14 protein-coding genes are annotated in these 16,030 nt (G+C 67.6%); 10 read left to right on the forward strand and 4 right to left on the reverse strand.

Annotated elements, in window-relative coordinates; translation table 11 throughout:
• Positions 1 to 287 precede the first annotated feature (287 nt).
• Together smc and P1U48_RS07040 are read left to right on the forward strand one after the other, a co-directional pair.
• On the forward strand, positions 288 to 3,743 hold the full coding sequence (smc, locus tag P1U48_RS07035) for a chromosome segregation protein SMC (RefSeq protein ID WP_301068229.1): 3,456 nt from the start codon (positions 288 to 290) through the stop codon (positions 3,741 to 3,743).
• 103 nt (positions 3,744 to 3,846) lie between these two features.
• Positions 3,847 to 4,488, forward strand: a complete 642-nt coding sequence (locus P1U48_RS07040; RefSeq protein ID WP_301068230.1) for a YbjN domain-containing protein — start codon at positions 3,847 to 3,849, stop codon at positions 4,486 to 4,488.
• A gap of 58 nt (positions 4,489 to 4,546) precedes the next feature.
• Here P1U48_RS07040 and P1U48_RS07045 read toward each other — a convergent pair whose 3' ends face one another.
• The 4 genes from P1U48_RS07045 to P1U48_RS07060 form a co-directional block, all read right to left on the reverse strand.
• The gene (locus P1U48_RS07045) at positions 4,547 to 5,719 is read right to left on the reverse strand and encodes a lytic murein transglycosylase (RefSeq protein WP_301068231.1); all 1,173 of its coding nucleotides are present in this window, start codon (positions 5,717 to 5,719) and stop codon (positions 4,547 to 4,549) included.
• A 62-nt stretch (positions 5,720 to 5,781) separates the two neighbouring features.
• Entirely contained in the window at positions 5,782 to 6,702 is a 921-nt protein-coding gene (gene cbiB / locus P1U48_RS07050) for an adenosylcobinamide-phosphate synthase CbiB (protein WP_301068232.1), read from the reverse strand.
• Positions 6,703 to 6,705: 3 nt separating this feature from the next.
• Positions 6,706 to 7,671 (reverse strand): threonine-phosphate decarboxylase, encoded by a 966-nt coding sequence (locus tag P1U48_RS07055; RefSeq protein ID WP_301068233.1) that lies wholly within the window; start codon positions 7,669 to 7,671, stop codon positions 6,706 to 6,708.
• 1 nt (position 7,672) lies between these two features.
• On the reverse strand, positions 7,673 to 8,041 hold the full coding sequence (locus P1U48_RS07060; RefSeq protein ID WP_301068234.1) for a DUF1636 domain-containing protein: 369 nt from the start codon (positions 8,039 to 8,041) through the stop codon (positions 7,673 to 7,675).
• A 284-nt stretch (positions 8,042 to 8,325) separates the two neighbouring features.
• Here P1U48_RS07060 and P1U48_RS07065 point away from each other — a divergent pair, with 284 nt between their 5' ends.
• From P1U48_RS07065 to cobM, 8 genes are all read left to right on the forward strand, one after another.
• Positions 8,326 to 8,688, forward strand: a complete 363-nt coding sequence (locus P1U48_RS07065) for a response regulator (RefSeq protein ID WP_301068235.1) — start codon at positions 8,326 to 8,328, stop codon at positions 8,686 to 8,688.
• A 251-nt stretch (positions 8,689 to 8,939) separates the two neighbouring features.
• The gene (locus P1U48_RS07070; RefSeq protein ID WP_366142868.1) at positions 8,940 to 9,194 is read left to right on the forward strand and encodes a DUF6732 family protein; all 255 of its coding nucleotides are present in this window, start codon (positions 8,940 to 8,942) and stop codon (positions 9,192 to 9,194) included.
• Positions 9,195 to 9,196: 2 nt separating this feature from the next.
• The gene (locus tag P1U48_RS07075) at positions 9,197 to 10,414 is read left to right on the forward strand and encodes a sirohydrochlorin chelatase (RefSeq protein WP_301068236.1); all 1,218 of its coding nucleotides are present in this window, start codon (positions 9,197 to 9,199) and stop codon (positions 10,412 to 10,414) included.
• Between the two features lie 77 nt (positions 10,415 to 10,491).
• Entirely contained in the window at positions 10,492 to 11,130 is a 639-nt protein-coding gene (locus P1U48_RS07080) for a precorrin-8X methylmutase (protein ID WP_301068237.1), read from the forward strand.
• Positions 11,127 to 12,332 carry a precorrin-6y C5,15-methyltransferase (decarboxylating) subunit CbiE gene (cbiE, locus tag P1U48_RS07085; RefSeq protein WP_301068238.1) on the forward strand — a complete coding sequence of 402 codons (1,206 nt, stop codon included), beginning with the start codon at positions 11,127 to 11,129 and terminating at the stop codon, positions 12,330 to 12,332. Before P1U48_RS07080 ends, cbiE begins: the two co-directional genes overlap by 4 nt.
• 91 nt (positions 12,333 to 12,423) lie before the next feature.
• Positions 12,424 to 13,155 carry a precorrin-2 C(20)-methyltransferase gene (gene cobI / locus P1U48_RS07090; protein ID WP_301068239.1) on the forward strand — a complete coding sequence of 244 codons (732 nt, stop codon included), beginning with the start codon at positions 12,424 to 12,426 and terminating at the stop codon, positions 13,153 to 13,155.
• A complete protein-coding gene (gene cobJ, locus P1U48_RS07095; protein ID WP_301068240.1) occupies positions 13,146 to 14,996 on the forward strand; it encodes a precorrin-3B C(17)-methyltransferase in 1,851 nt (616 codons plus the stop codon). Before cobI ends, cobJ begins: the two co-directional genes overlap by 10 nt.
• Positions 14,997 to 15,262: 266 nt before the next feature.
• Entirely contained in the window at positions 15,263 to 16,030 is a 768-nt protein-coding gene (cobM, locus tag P1U48_RS07100; RefSeq protein ID WP_301068241.1) for a precorrin-4 C(11)-methyltransferase, read from the forward strand.

Genomic DNA, 16,030 nt, shown 5'->3' on the forward strand with positions numbered 1-16,030 from the left:
GCGCCGGGGTGCAGCGGGCCCCCGATTTCACCGCGCCAGCCCGCCGGTTGTTTGCGCATCGCCAAGCCGGTCGGCGCAAGGATGCGCTCATTGCCGATCACCGCGGTTAAGGCCAGGGCGGCGTGGAAGGCCTGGAGATAAGGCCAGGGCGGGGATTTCCCCTCGGTCGGCCATATCTTGTGGATAACTGGCGGGATTACGCCATATCCAGTTCGCCAGTGATTGACTCAACCCGGCCCGGCCCGGCACGCTCAAGGACAACGGGAATCACCCGGCAGGGTAGGCTATTGCGGTTTTCCAAACTCAGACTGACCGGCTTCAAAAGCTTTGTTGATCCGACTGAATTGTCAATTCAGGACGGTTTGACCGGCGTGGTTGGGCCAAATGGCTGTGGCAAATCCAACCTGCTGGAGGCGCTGCGCTGGGTGATGGGCGAGACTCGCGCCAGTGCAATGCGTGGCGGCGGTATGGAAGACGTGATCTTTGCCGGGGCCTCCAGCCGCCCGGCGCGCAACTTCGCCGAGGTGCAGTTGCATCTGGACAATTCCGAACGTCTGGCCCCGGCCGGGTTCAATGATCACGATCATGTCGAAATCATCCGCCGGATCACCCGCGATGTCGGATCGGCCTACAAGGTCAACGGCAAGGATGTGCGCGCCCGCGATGTGCAGATGCTGTTCGCCGATGCCTCGACCGGGGCGCATTCCCCGGCGCTGGTGCGCCAGGGCCAGATCAGCGAATTGATCAACGCCAAACCCAAGAACCGGCGCCGGATTCTTGAGGAAGCGGCGGGGATTTCGGGCCTTTATCAAAGGCGTCACGAGGCTGAGTTGAAATTGAACGCGGCCGAGCAGAACCTGCTGCGGGTCGATGACGTGGTCGAACAGCTGGCGGCACAGCTGGCGCAGTTGGAACGGCAGGCCCTCCAGGCCGCGCGCTATCGCGCCATCGGTGCCGATCTGCGCCAGGCCGAGGGCATGTTGCTCTATCGGCGCTGGCGCGAGGCGGATGAGGCGCGCAACACCGCGCTGACCCTGCTGCGCGAGCGCACCAGCGCCGCCGCCCAGGGCGAGGCCGCCGCCCGCAACGCTGCCAAGGCGCGCGAAGCGGCAGAGGTGGCGCTGCCGCCCAAGCGCGAAGAAGAGGCGATTGCCGCCGCCGTCTTGCAACGCCTGCAGGTCGAACGCGACACGCTGGCTGAACGTGAAGCGCGGGCGGTTGAGCGGATCGAGGCGCTGAAGGCGCGGATCGCCCAGCTCTTGCATGATATGGAGCGCGAGGCCGGGTTGAACCGCGACGCCGGCGAAACCATCGCCCGGCTGGAGGCCGAGCGCGCGACGCTGGCCAGCGCCGGTGACGGCCATGCTGTGGCGCTGGAAACCGCCGCCGAGGCGGCGCGCGAAGCGGCGGCGCTGTTGCAGGAGCGTGAGGGCGAGCTGTCGCAGCTGACCGAAGACGTGGCGCGGCTGGCCGCCCGCCATCAATCGGCGCATCGCTTTCTCGATGACAGCCGCAAGATGCTGGCGCGTTCTGAGGGCGAGGCGGCCAAGGCCAATGCGGCGGTGGCTGACTCGCGCAAGCTGTTGCAGGGCGCCGAGGCGGCGCAGGCCGCGGCCAAGGCCGCCGAGGCGACGGCCCAGGCCACCGCGCTCAATGCCGAAGAGACATTGCTGGCCGCCGAAACCGCCCGCGCCGACACCCAGTCGCGCGAGGCCGAGGCACGGGCCGAACGTTCGGCCGCCGAGGGCGAGATGAATGCGCTTCAGGCCGAGGTGCAGGCGCTGGCCCGGCTGGTGGCCCGCGACACCGCCGAGGGCGGCCAGGTGATGGATCTGGTCAAGGTGCGCCCGGGCTATGAAAAGGCACTGGGCGCGGCTCTGGCCGATGATCTGCGCGCGCCGGTGGTGGACGAGGATGGCCCCTCGGGCTGGACCCGGCTGCCAGGCTATGGCGCGGCGCAGGAATTGCCCGCCGGGGTGCAGGGGCTGGCGAATTTCGTCACCGTGCCCGAGGTGCTGCACCGCCGGATCAGCCAGATCGGTGTGGTCGAGGCCGAGGAAGGCGCGCGGCTGCAGGCGCTGCTGAAACCCGGCCAGCGTCTGGTCACCGCCGAGGGTGATCTCTGGCGTTGGGACGGGCTGCGCGCCTGGGCCGAGGATGCGCCCTCGACCGCCGCGCTGCGGCTGCAACAGCTGAACCGGCTGGAAGAGCTGAAGCAGGAATTGGAGCGGGCCGGCAACCGGGCCGAAGGCGCCCGCGCTGCGCATGAGCATCTGGCCAAGCGGCTGGCCGATCTGGCCGAGGCCGACAAGGCCGCCCGTCAGGCCCGCCGCGATGCCGACCGGCTGGTTGCTGAGGCCGCCCGCGCCCTGTCCCGCGCCGAGGCCGATCAGAACCTCGCCGAGAGCCGGTTGGAGAGCCTGGGGCTGTCGGTGCAGCGCCACGAAGAAGACGCGATGACCGCGCGCAAGCAATTGGCCGAGGCGGAAAAGGCGATGGCCGATCTGGGCGATCTCGGCGCCGCCCGCACCGCCGCCGAGCAGATCAAGCTGGCGGTCGAAGGCGCGCGGATGGCGATGATGTCGCGCCGCGCGGCGCATGATGAGCTGCGCCGCGATGGCGAGGCGCGGGTGAAACGCGCCGCCGAGGTTGCCAAGGAACTGGCCAGCTGGACCGCCCGGCTGGACAGCGCCGGTCAGCGGGTCGGCGAGTTGAACACCCGCAAGGTGCAATCCGAGGCCGAGCTGGTCGAGGCGGCGGATGTGCCCGCCGGGCTGGCGGCGGAACGTGACAAGCTCGACGCTGGTATCGTCGAGGCCGAGACCCGCCGCCGCAACGCTGCCGATGCGCTGGCGGCGGCCGAGGCGCGCGCCCGCGAAACCGTCGCGGCGGAACGTCAGGCCGAACGCGACGCCTCGGACGCGCGAGAGGCCCGCGCCGCCGCCGAAGCCCGCGCCGAAGCCGCCGCCGAAGCGGTCAGCGCCGCCGCCGAGCGGATCGCCGATGACACCGAACTGTCGCCCAAGACCCTGCTGGAAAGCCTCGACACCGATCCCGATGCGATGCCCGCCGCCGATCTGATCGAGGCGGATGTGAACCGGCTGAAACGTCAGCGCGACGCGCTGGGCGCGGTCAATCTGCGCGCCGAAGAGGATATGAAAGAGGTCGCCGGCGAACATGCGCAGCTGATCCACGAAAAGGCCGATCTGGAAGCGGCGATTCAGGCGCTGCGCGGTGGCATCGCCAGCCTGAATCGCGAGGGGCGCGAACGGCTGCTGACGGCGTTCGAGCAGGTAAACAGCAATTTCGCGCTGCTGTTCAACCATCTCTTTGGCGGCGGCGAGGCCAATCTGTTGCTGGTCGAAAGCGACGATCCGCTTGAGGCCGGGCTGGAAATCATGTGCCAGCCGCCGGGCAAGAACCTGGCCACTCTTTCCTTGCTGTCAGGGGGCGAACAGACCCTGACCGCGCTGGCATTGATCTTTGCGGTGTTCCTGGCCAACCCGGCGCCGATCTGCGTGCTGGACGAGGTCGACGCGCCGCTGGACGATGCCAATGTGAACCGCTTCTGCGACCTGCTCGACGAAATGTGCCGCCGCACCGACACACGGTTCCTGATCATCACCCACCATGCGGTGACAATGGCGCGGATGGATCGGTTGTTCGGGGTGACAATGCAGGAACAGGGCGTCAGCCAGCTGGTCTCGGTCGATCTGAAAAAGGCCGAGGCGCTGGCGGCCTGAACACCCGGGCGGCGACACCCGACGGGTGAAGGATTCCGGACTTGACCGATGCTGGGGCAATGCGGTGTCCTAGGGTCAGCCTGCATTGATCCGAGAGTTTGACATGAAACATTTTTCTCCCCGCATCGTTTCGTTCGCCCTTGCGCTTGCCATGGTCTGCAGTGGCCCGGCCCTGTCGCAGGGGTTGATCCCGATCACCGGCGGCACCCCGGGTAACCCGGATGCGCCGCCCGATGCCGGAGGTCAGCCGCCTGACGATGGCGGTGCCGGGATCAGCCGACCGGCACCGGGCGGTGATGCGCCACAGCCGCCGGGGCCGGGCGGATCGCCTGCCGCCACGACCAACCTGCTGGCCAACAACCCGGAATCGATCCGCGACGCGATTCAGGCCGCTGGATTTCAGGCAATCCTGGAAACCGATTCATCGGGCAACCCGTTGATCCGCTCAAAAATATCCAAATCGCCGATCTGGATTTTCTTTCTGAATTGCGACCGCGAAGGCGGCTGCCGCGCCCTGCGTTTTCACACCGGGTACAAGTTGAACCGGCAGGTGGATTTCAAGGAACTGAACGGTTTCATGCAGGAATACGCCTATGCACGGGCTTTCCTGAATAACGAGGGCTATCCGCGCATCCAGATGGATGTGCTGATGCGCGCCGATGGTATGGGGCGCGAGAATTTCGCCTATTACCTCGATCTGTGGCGTGAATTGGTGATGCTGTTCGAAAAGCGCATCGGCTTCTGATCACGCCAGCGCGCTGCCGGGCCGGGGTCGGATGTCTGACCCCGGCCCGGTGAATGGCTCAGAGCCACCCGAGCAGATCCCGGGTCGGCCAGGCGTCGGCGGGCAAGCCCAGTTTGATCTGCATTTGCTGCACCGCCTCGCGGGTCTTTTCGCCGAGGATGCCGTCAACCTTGCCCACGTCATAGCCGCGCGCGGCCAGCTTGCGCTGCAATTGCTTCATCTGTGGTCCTGACAGGCCGGGATCGGGATTGCCTGCGTCAAACACCGGGGCGCCCATCAGCCGGGTGGCGAAATAGGCGGCGGTCATCACATAGACAAAGCTTTGGTTCCACTCGAAATAGACCCGGTAATTCGGATAGGCGAGGAAGGCCGGCCCGTGACGCCCCTGCGGCAGCAACAGCGAGGCGGGCAGCGACGGCGCCAGCATCCCGCCATCGCGCGGCTGCACCCCGCGCCGCGCCCAATCGGCGGCGGACATCTGATGATCGAGGCCGGACAGCGACCAGTCGAGATTGGCCGGCACCCGCACCTCCTGCATCCAGGGCTCACCGGCCCGCCAGCCCAGCCGCTGCAGCATCTTGCCGCCGGACATCAGCGCATCGGGGGCGGAACGTTTCAGATCGACATGGCCATCGCCATCACCATCGGTGCCGTTTTCCAGGATATCGGCAGGCAGCATCTGCACCATGCCGATCTCTCCGGCCCAGGCGCCGGTGGTGGTTTTCGGGTCGAAGTCGCCGCGTTCATAGAGGCTGAGCGCGGCAAAGATTTGCGGGCGGAACAGCTCGGGGCGGCGGCAATCATGGGCCAGGGTGACCAGCGCGTTCAGGGTGTTGAAATCTCCCTGAAACGCCCCGTAATCGGTTTCAAACGCCCAGAAGGCCAGCAGCACCCCAGGCGGCACACCAAAGTCACGCTCGACCCGGTCAAAAACCCGGGCGTAGCTCCGCGCCTTTTTCCGCCCGACCTGCATCCGGTTGGCGGAAATCAAACGCCGGGCGAAGGTGGTGAAATCCAGCTGAAACACCCCCTGGGCGCGGTCGGCTTTCAGCACCCCTCCATCCTGGCGCACATTGGCAAAGAACCGGTTCACCTGGGCGGGCGCATGGCCCCTGGCGACGGCCTCTTGTTTCAGCCCAGCGACAAAGCCGGAGAAGGCGCCGCCACATTGGGCGGTGGCGGCACTGGCGCTGAGGGTCAGGGCAATGAGAGCGGCGGAAATGGATTTCATAAGGTCCTCTGGATGATCGAAATATCGGGCGAACCTAGCAGTCTGGCGGATTTGGGCAATGCTCAGATCACCACCACCAGCAGCGCCGCCAGGGTTGCGGCAATCAAGATCGCCGCCCAGACTCGCCAGAGCACCTGCACCGCGGCCTCGATCTGGCCGGGGCCGGGGCTGTGGGTGCCGTCCGGATGAACAAAGGCATAGTCGCGCATTTGCCCGTCATAGGCACGCGGCCCCGACAGGGCGGTGTCGACGGCGCGGGCCATGGCCGCCTCGGGCCAACCGGCATTGGGCGAGCGGTGGCGGCGTGCCTCGGCGCGGATCGCGGGCCATTGCCGCAAGCCGCCGGTCAGCAGCGCGATCAACAATGCCGATAGCCGCGCCGGGATCAGATTCATCAGATCGTCGGTGCGCGCTGCGAGTTTGCCGAATGCCTCATAGCGCGGGGTGCGATAGCCGATCATGCTGTCGGCGGTGTTCACCATCTTGTAGGCGGCGAGGCCGGGCAACCCGCCGATCAGAAACCAGAAGGCCGGGGCCACCACCCCGTCGCTGAAATTCTCGGCGGCGCTTTCGATGGCGGCGCGGCTGATGGCGGCATCATCCAGCCCGGCGGTGTCACGCCCGACGATCCGGGCGACGGCGATGCGCGCGGCCTCGGTCGAGTGGCGCAGGGCGGCGGCCACCGCGCTGACATGATCGCAGAGCGAGCGCTGCGCCAGCAGGATCGCGGCGCCCAGCACCTCGGCCCAGGGGCCAAGCCAGGCGATGGCCGATCCGGCGGTGAGTGCCAGCAGGACCAGCAGCGCCAGCGCCAGGCCGCCGCGCAGGATCCGCTGGCGGCCCTGGTTGAGTCTGCTCTCACAAATCGTCACGGCCCGGCCCATCAGCACCGCAGGATGCGGCAGGCGCGACCAGAGCCACTCCGGCTCACCCGCCACAGCGTCAAGGATCAGCGCCAGGCAGAGGATCGCGGCCAGCGACATCGTTCACCCTGCCAGGGCGTCGGTCAGGCGCGCCCAGTCGCCGGGCGCGGGCAGGCCCAGTCGGATGTGGCGCGGCGACCAGGGAAACACCCGCGTCCAGATCCGCTGCTGCGCCAATTGGTCCTGCAGCGTCGCCGCATCGGGCAATGTGTCGGGCAGTGTGTATAGACGAAACAGGCTGGTGCCACCGGCGAGTTCTGCGCCGGTCGCGTTCATCAGCCGGTCCAGCCGTGCGGCATCCGCATTCAGCCGGGCGCGGGTGGCCTCGGCCCAGCCGGGATCATCCAGCGCCGTCGCGCCGATCGCCAGAGCCGGGCCCGAGATGCTCCAGGGCCCGAAAGCGATGCGCAGTTCTGCGATCAGCGCCGGGTCTCCGATGGCAAAGCCGAGTCGCAGGCCCGCCAGCCCCCAGAATTTGCCCAGACCCTTCAGGATCAGGGTGCCGGGCTGTGTGGCCTCGGCGATCAGGCTGCGCTCCGGCGCGGTGTCGCAAAAGCTCTCGTCGATCACCCGCAGCCCGATGCTGCGCGGTGGCGCGATATGCCAACGCCCGGTCGGATTGTTCGGCGAGACGATCACCAGGCCCGAATCGCCGGGTGCCGGATCCCGGTCCTGCACATCCCATCCGGCGCGGGCAAAGGCGGGGGTATATTCGTTATAGGTCGGTCCCGGTATCGCCACAGGTCCGGGCGGCGCCAGCGCGGGCAGGCGCGGAATGACGGCCGACAGCCCCGGCAGGGCCAGCAGATCGGCGCCTTCGGGCACCGACCAATGGCATCGCGCGGCGCTAGTCAGCCGGGCCAATGCGCCCCGGTCTGGCAGCGCCTGCCAGATCTCCGGCGTCAGCTCCGGAATCGGATAAGGCACCGGGTTGATGCCGGTGGACAGGTCGATCCACTCACCGCGCGCGCCGCCATAGCGCCCGGCGGCGTCATCCAGGCCACCGCCATGGTCGCGCCCCACTGCCATATCAGCTCTTGGGCAGCGGCGGGTGGCGGGTCACGAAATGTCCCTTCACCCCCTGCGGCCAGGCACGGAACGGCACTTGTCCGGACTCCGAGGCGGCATGCTGGCGGGCATAGTCGACAATCGCCTCGGCGGCCTCGGGCAGCGGTTCGAACCGGCCCAGAGTATAGGCCAGCTTGCCCGTCGCCTGGATCGCGATGTTGCAGGAATGGCTGCAGCCCATCAGGCAGGACACCCGGCGGGTGCGTAGACCGGCGGCCTCGGCCAGCGGCTCGATCAGATCGGCGAGCTTTTCGCCATCCGTGGTGTCGCTGACCTTATCGGCCGAGTCGTCGCGCTTGCAGGTGTCGCAAATGGTGATCCAGCTGGTCATCGGGTCTCCGAAATGTGACGCCAAGCAGCGCCAGTTTTCTGTTGAATTTCTAGGTGATAGGTGAAAATTTGAGCATCCCCAGCCCAATCTTGTGCAATTCCTCGCGCATCGACCAATGGTCGCACCCCAGAAGGGCAAATTTTAACCCTTTGTTAGGAACTCGGGCGGAGTTTGTTCATGTAGTCGGCGGGGTCAGCGCGACGATTGTGTAACGCGAACCCCGACACCGGCGCAAGGCGGCGACGACCGCAGCGCAGAGCATTGGATGACAGGGCCAGGAGCAGATGAAAGTATTGATCGTTGAAAGCGAACCCGAATTGGGCCGGTTGTGGCAGCGCCACATGGACCGGCAGGGCTGTGACACGGTGCTGGTGCATGACCAGGACGGCGCGGTCGAGGCGCTGCGCGGCGATCCCTTTGATGTGATCGTGCTGGACCTGATCCTGACCGAGGGCTCGGCGCTGGCGGTGTCCGATTTCGCCAGCTACCGACAGCCGGATGCCAAGGTGATCTTTGTCACCAATTCGGCATTCTTTTCCGACGGCTCGATCTTTAACCATTGCGTCAATGCCCGCGCCATGGTGCGCGCGGACAGCCCGCCCGACGATCTGGCGGCGATGGTCGAGCACTACGCCTTGGCCGGGTGATCTGCACCTTGTTTCCCCAGAAAATTGGTACAACGGGCGGGTCGATGACGCGTCCGCGCCGTATCGCGTCGGGATTGCCAATTGCCCTCGGGCCGGGGTCTGCCTATAAACTGTCGTGACGATGCCCCTGGCGGGGCCGGAAAGGTGCAGGCCACAGCGCTGACCCATATCGGGGGCGCAAGTGGTCAGATCGTCGGGCGCTGCGATGCGGCCCCTTCCCCTTTCCGTTGCGACGTTTGAAGGGGGTCACGATGCCACGCGCGTTCCAACTTAGCCTGAGTGCCGCCGGTCTGGCGCTGCTGCCGCAGGTGGTCATGGCCCATCCTGGTCATCTGGCCGAGGTTGCCGGTCACGGCCATTGGCTCGGCGCTGCCGCCATCGGCGCGGCGATTGCCATTGGTCTGTTGCAGGGGCTGAAAGGTCGGCGCCGCGACGATGCGGATGAAAAGGCCGAGGCCGACGGCGAATTTGCAGACGGTGACTTTGCCGAAGCGCAGGACGCCTGAGCATGGCGAAAATCGGGGTGATGATCTGCGGCCATGGCTCACGCAGCCAGGCGGCGGTGGATGAATTCGCGGTGCTGGCGCAGCGGCTGCCCGCACTTTTACCACCGGACTGGCCAGTCGATTACGGCTATCTCGAATTCGCCAATCCGGTAATCCGCGCCGGGTTGGACCGGCTGCGCGCCAAGGGGTGCGAGCGGATTCTGGCGGTGCCGGGGATGCTGTTCGCGGCGATGCATGCCAAGAATGACATTCCGACGGTGCTGAACACCTATGCGGCGGAGCATGGCATCGCGATCAGCTATGGCCGCGAGCTGGGTGTTGATCCCAAGATGGTCGCCGCTGCCGGGGCGCGCATCCGCGCGGCGCTGGCCGAGACCGGCCCGGTGCCCCTGGCCGAAACCTGCCTGGTGGTGATCGGGCGCGGCGCCTCGGACCCGGACGCCAATGCCAATGTTGCGAAAATCGCCCGGCTGCTGCACGAGGGCCTCGGTTTTGGCTGGTGCGAGACCGGCTATTCCGGCGTCACCTTTCCGCTGGTCGAACCGGTGCTGACCCATGCGGCGAAGCTGGGCTACAAACGGATCGTGGTGTTCCCCTATTTCCTGTTCACCGGCATCCTGATCGACCGGATCTATGGCTTCACCGACCGGGTCGCCGCCGCGCATCCCGAGATCGAGTTCGTCAAGGCGGGCTATCTCAACGACCATGACAAGGTGCTGGAAACCTTTGCCGAACGGGTGGTGGAACAGATCGACGGCCCGCCGCCGCCGAATTGCGCCACCTGCCGCTATCGCAGTCAGATCCTGTCGCTGGGCGATGGTGGCCATCTCCATGTTTCGATCGAAGAACGGGCCTTGGCGGCTGGTCACCCGGCCACCGGCGCGGCGCCGCCGCCGACCTGTGTGATGTGCAAATACCGCACCGAAGTGCTCGGCTTTGAGGCCGAGGTCGGCGCGCCGCAGGAAAGCCACCATCACCATGTCGAAGGCCAGGGCGCAGCCGCGCCCGGCTCCAACGTTGCCGATTGTCTGCTCTGCGACAGCTTTTGCACCGGCGAATGCCGCTTGCAGACGGCGGCGCATGACCATCACCATCACCACCACCACGATCATGGCCACAGTCACGATCACCACCATGATCATCACCACGACCATGCCCATCCCGACTACCCGCATGCGCAGCATCCGCACGGTCCCGAAAGTGCGCGCAGCGCGAAATAGACCCGCCCGGCTTCATCTTGCCACAAATATTCCCGCCGGAGGCATCCGCCCCCACCAGCATCGCAAAGGCCCGTATCTTGCGCCCCTATGAAACCGACCCCAGCCGCATCTATGCGCAGAGCTTTGCCATTGTGCGCACCGAGGCGCGGCTGGACCGGTTCGCCCCGGGGATGCAGCGCTTGGCGATCCGCCTGATCCATGCCTGCGGCATGGTCGAGGTGGCGGACCGGCTGGCATTTTCGCCCGAGGCCCATGCCGCGGGGCAGGCGGCGCTGGCGGCGGGGGCGCCGGTGCTCTGTGACAGCGAAATGGTTGGCGCCGGGATCATTCGACGCTATCTGCCCGCCGAAAACCAGGTCATCGTCACCCTGAATGATCCCCGGGTGCCGGATCTCGCCACCCGCCTCGGCACCACCCGCTCGGCGGCGGCGGTCGAGCTCTGGGCCGACCGGCTGGAGGGGGCGGTGGTGGCGATCGGCAATGCGCCGACGGCGCTGTTTCATCTGCTTGACCTGCTGGACCAGGGGGCGCCGAAACCGGCGGTGATCCTCGGGTTTCCGGTCGGCTTCGTCGGCGCGGCCGAGAGCAAGGCCGAACTGGCGGCAAACCCGCGCGGCTGCGATTTCGTGGCCTTGCGCGGGCGGCGCGGCGGCTCGGCCATCGCCTCAGCGGCGGTGAACGCGCTGGCGGCGGGCTTGCCGGAGGAGGCGGCATGAGCGTGATCCCCTGGTTGCATATCGTCGGCATTGGCGAGGACGGCATCGACGGGCTGACCCCGGCCACAAGGGCCCTGGTCGAGGCGGCCGAGGTGATCATTGGCGGTGACCGGCATCACAGGCTTTCGGATTCGATTGTCGCCGAGCGGCTGGCCTGGCCGCATCCGTTCGATGCGCTGATCGACACGCTGCGCGGGCTCAAGGGGCGGCGGGTCGTGGTGCTGGCCACCGGCGATCCCTTGTGGTTCTCGGTCGGGGCGCGGATCGGGCGGGCGATTGATCCGGGCGAGATCGTCTATCACCCGCAACTCTCGGCGTTTCAGCTGGCCGCGGCGCGGATGGGCTGGAGCATGGCGGATCTGGAAACCCTGACCGTGCATGGCCGCCCGGTCGAACAGATGATCGCCTTTATCCAGCCCGACGCGCGGCTGCTGATCCTGACCACCGGCGCCGAGACCCCGGCCCAGATCGCGCGGTTCCTGACCGAGCGCGGCTTTGGCAACAGCCCGATGACGGTGCTGTCCAGCATGGGCGGCAAGGACGAGGCGCGTTTTGATGGGCTGGCCAAGAGCTGGGACCATGTCGTACCCGCCTTCAACACCCTGGCGGTGGACTGCGTCGCCGCCCCGGATGCGGCATTGCTGCCGCGGGTGCCGGGGCTGGCCGATGAGCTGTTTCAGCATGATGGCACGATGACCAAGCGCGAGGTGCGCGCCGCGACCCTGGCCAAGCTGATGCCGATGCGCGGTGCCTTGCTCTGGGATATCGGCACCGGCTGCGGCTCGGTCGCCGTCGAATGGATGCGCGCCGCTGGCTATGCCCGCGCCATCGGCATCGAGCCGCGCGCCGACCGGCGGGCGATGGCGGCGGCAAATGCGTTGGCCCTGGGCACGCCGCGGCTGCAGCTGATCGACGGTGCGGTGCCAGAGGCATTGGCCGGGCTGGACGCGCCGGATGCGGTGTTCATCGGCGGCGGGCTGTCGCGCCCGGTGTTCGAGGCCGCCTGGACGGCGCTGCGTCCGTTGGGGCGGCTGGTGGCCAATGCGGTGACCCTGGAAAGCGAGGCGATCCTGGCGGCGCTGCATGGCGAATTCGGTGGCGATCTGGTGCGCTTGCAGATCCATCGCGTCGATCCGGTTGGACCCTATCGCGGCTGGCGGCCACTGATGCCGGTGGTGCAATATTCGCTGGTGAAACGATGACGGCGCTGGCGGTCCCGGCCTTGACGCCTGTGGTGGCTGCGGCTGCCTCCGGCGGGAGTATTTCGGGAAAGCTGAAGCCGGGGGCGGCACGATGAGCGCGGCGGGGATGCTCTACGGTGTCGGGCTTGGGCCGGGTGATCCGGAATTGATGACGCTGAAGGCGGCGCGGTTGATCGCCGGGGCCGGGGTGATCGCCTATCCGACCCTGGCCGGGGCTGAGAGCTTCGCCCGGGCCATCGCCGCCGGGGTGATTCCGGCGGCGGCCGAAGAGATCGTGATGGATGTGCCGATGCGGGTCGACCGGGCCCCGGCGCAGGCGGCCTATGACGCTGGCGCGGCGCGGATTGCCGAGCGGCTGGCGGCGGGGCGCGATGTGGTCTGTCTCTGCGAGGGAGATCCGTTCTTTTATGGCTCGTTCATGTATCTCTTTGCCCGGCTGTCGGGGCGGTTCCGGGTCGAGGTGGTGCCGGGGGTGAGTTCGGTCAATGCCTGTGCGGCGGTGGCGGGTCTGCCGCTGGTGGCGCGCAATCAACGGCTGGAGATTCTGGCCGGGACCCTGCCTGCCGCCGAATTGCGGGATCGGATTGTCGGTGCCGAGGCGGTGGCGATCATGAAGGTCGGGCGGCACCTGGGCAAGATCTGTACGGTGCTGGATGACCTCGGGCTGATTGGGCGCGCGGTCTATGTCGAACGCGCCACCCTGGCCAATCAGCGGGTGCAGCCGCTGGCCGGGATGGTGGGTGATCTGGCACCTGGGGCTGCGGTGGCGGTGCCCTATTTTTCAATGATCTTGCTGACCAAAGGGGAAGACCCGTGGCTTTAAACCCGATTGTGATGGCGGTGTCCGGTTCCGGCGAAGCGGTGGCGCGGCGGCTGGCCGACGGGCTGGGCGTGCCGCTGTTCGGGCGGGTTGGCCGGGTGCCGGGCGCCGACGAGACCTTTGCCGATGCGCTGGATTTTGCGCGCGCGATGTTTGCCGCCGGGCGGCCGGTGATCGGCATCTGCGCCAGCGGCATCCTGATCCGTGCGGTGGCGCCGCTGCTGGCTGACAAGCGCGGCGAACCGCCGGTGGTTTCGGTCAGCGATGATGGTGGTTTCGTGGTGCCGCTGCTCGGCGGGCATCGTGGCGCCAACCGGCTGGCGCGGCAGCTGGCCGAATTGTTGCAGGGCCGGGCGGCGGTGACCACGGCGGGCGAGGTGGCGCTGGGTCTGTCACTGGACGAGCCGCCGCCGGGCTGGCTGCTGGGCACTCCGGAACTGGCCCGGGACGCGATGGCGCGGCTGCTGGCGGGCGGGCTGGCGCGGATCGACGGGGATGAGGCGGCGAAGGCCGATTGGTTGCAGGCGTTGCCGTTGGCCGCGCCCGGCGACGAGGGGGTGCGGGATGTCGTCGCGATCGAGGCCACGACGATGCCACCGGCGACGGGCGTGCTGACCTTTCACCCGCAGCGCTTTGCCCTGGGCGTCGGCTGTTCGCGCAACTGCCCGCCGGAGGAGTTGGATCGGCTGGTGATGGAGATGCTGGCCGATGGCGAGACCGCGCCGGGCGCGATCCGGGCGCTCTACACCCTCGACGTGAAGGCGGATGAACCGGCGGTGATCGCGCTGGCGGCCAAGTTGGGCCTGCCGCTGCGATTGTTCACCGCGGCGGAGCTGGAGGCGGTGGCGGATCGGCTGGAGACCCCGTCAGATGTGGTGTTTGCCGAGGTCGGATGTCACGGCGTTTCGGAAGGCGCGGCGCTGTGCGGCGCGGGGCCGCGTGGCGTGCTGGGCTGGCCAAAGCGCAAGAGCGCCAATGCGACCTGCGCGATGGCCGTGGTCCCCGGGGTGATCGAGGGTTTGGCCGGGCGGCGGCGTGGACGGCTGTCGGTGGTCGGCATCGGGCCGGGCCAGGCGGCCTGGCGCACGCCCGAGGTGTCGCAATTGGTCAGCGAGGCCGAGGAGCTGGTCGGTTACGGGCTTTACCTCGATCTGCTGGGGCCGCTGGCCAGTGGCAAGACGCGCTCGGACTTTCCGCTGGGCGGCGAGGAGGCGCGCTGTCGCTATGCATTGGAACGGGCGGGTGAGGGGCGCGACGTCGCGCTGGTCTGTTCGGGCGACGCGGGCATCTATGCGATGGGCGCGCTGGTGTTCGAATTGCTGGATCGGGACCAGGCCAGCGGTGGCGTCAGCGCGTCAGCGCGGCGGGTCGAGGTGGTCTGTTCGCCGGGGGTCAGTGCATTGCAGGCTGCGGCGGCGCGGGCGGGGGCGCCCCTGGGGCACGATTTCTGTGCGATCTCGCTGAGCGATCTGCTGACCCCGCGCGCGGATATCCTGCGCCGCTTGCAGGCGGCGGCGGAGGGCGATTTCGTGATTGCGTTCTACAACCCGGTGTCCAGGACCCGGCGCACCCTGCTGGCTGAGGCGCGCGATATCCTGCTGCGCCATCGCCCGGCGGAGACCCCGGTGCTGCTGGCCAGCAATCTGGGCCGGGCGGATGAGGCGCTGCGCTATCGGCGGCTGGAGGATCTGCAGGTGGATGAGGTCGATATGTTGACAGTGGTTCTGGTCGGCTCGTCGAATTCACGTCTGGCGGCGCTGGGCGAGGGGCCACGGATGTATACGCCGCGCGGCTATGCCCGGCGGATCGACGGGGACCTGTCGACCGGACCGGACGGGGATTGACGGCGGGGGCTCTGGTGGCGGCGGCCCCCATCCCGGCCTTCCCCCCTGAAGGGGGAAGGAGTCATGTGGCTTTGTGGGGCGTTTGTTTGATGGCATCTCCGGTGGCGGGGTTGCGGTGAAGGATTGAGAGGCGCTTGCGGGGGGCTTTGCCCCGCTTGGCGCCAGGTCGAGTGTTGGGCGAGTCGCGTCCGCGTCAAGGAGGACCCGCGCCAGAGCGTGGCGCGCGGTCTTGGCCCGGTCGCGACCCACAGGAAGTGAGATAGGATATGACGGTATATTTTGTCGGCGCCGGGCCGGGAGATCCGGAATTGTTGACGCTGAAGGCGCAGCGGCTGATCGCGGCCTGTCCGGTTTGCCTCTACGCCGGGTCCTTGGTGCCGCCCGAGGTGGTGGCCGGGGCGCCGGCAGGTGCCCGGGTGCTGGACACTGCGCCGATGACTCTGGACGACACCCATGCCGAGATCCTGGCGGCGCATCGGCGTGGCGAGGATGTGGCAAGGGTGCATTCGGGTGACCCGTCGCTATACGGCGCGATTGCCGAGCAGATCCGGCGGTTGCACGCCGATGGGATCGATTATCAGATCGTGCCTGGGGTGCCCGCCTATGCGGCGGCGGCGGCGGCGCTGGGGCAGGAATTGACGGTGCCGGAAATCGCGCAATCCATCGTGCTGACCCGGGTGTCGATGAAATCGACCGCGATGCCTGCCGGCGAGACGCTGGAGAACTTCGCCCGCAGCGGCGCCACCCTGGCAATCCATCTGGGGGTGCGCAATCTGCGCCAGATCGAGCGGGAACTGGTGCCGTTTTACGGCGCCGATTGCCCGGTGGTGGTGGCCTATCGGGTTGGCTGGCCGGATCAGATGTTCATTCGTGGCACCCTGTCGGATATCCACGCCAAGGTGCGGACCGAAAAGATCACCCGCACTGCGCTGATCCTGGTCGGGCCGGTGCTGGGCGAGATCGCGGATTTCCGTGAGTCGGCGCTCTATGATCCGGCGGTGCCGCATGTGTTGCGGCCGAGGACGCAGCTTTGA

The sequence above is a fragment of the Pseudooceanicola sp. genome, from assembly GCF_029213205.1.
Classification (GTDB): domain Bacteria; phylum Pseudomonadota; class Alphaproteobacteria; order Rhodobacterales; family Rhodobacteraceae; genus Pseudooceanicola.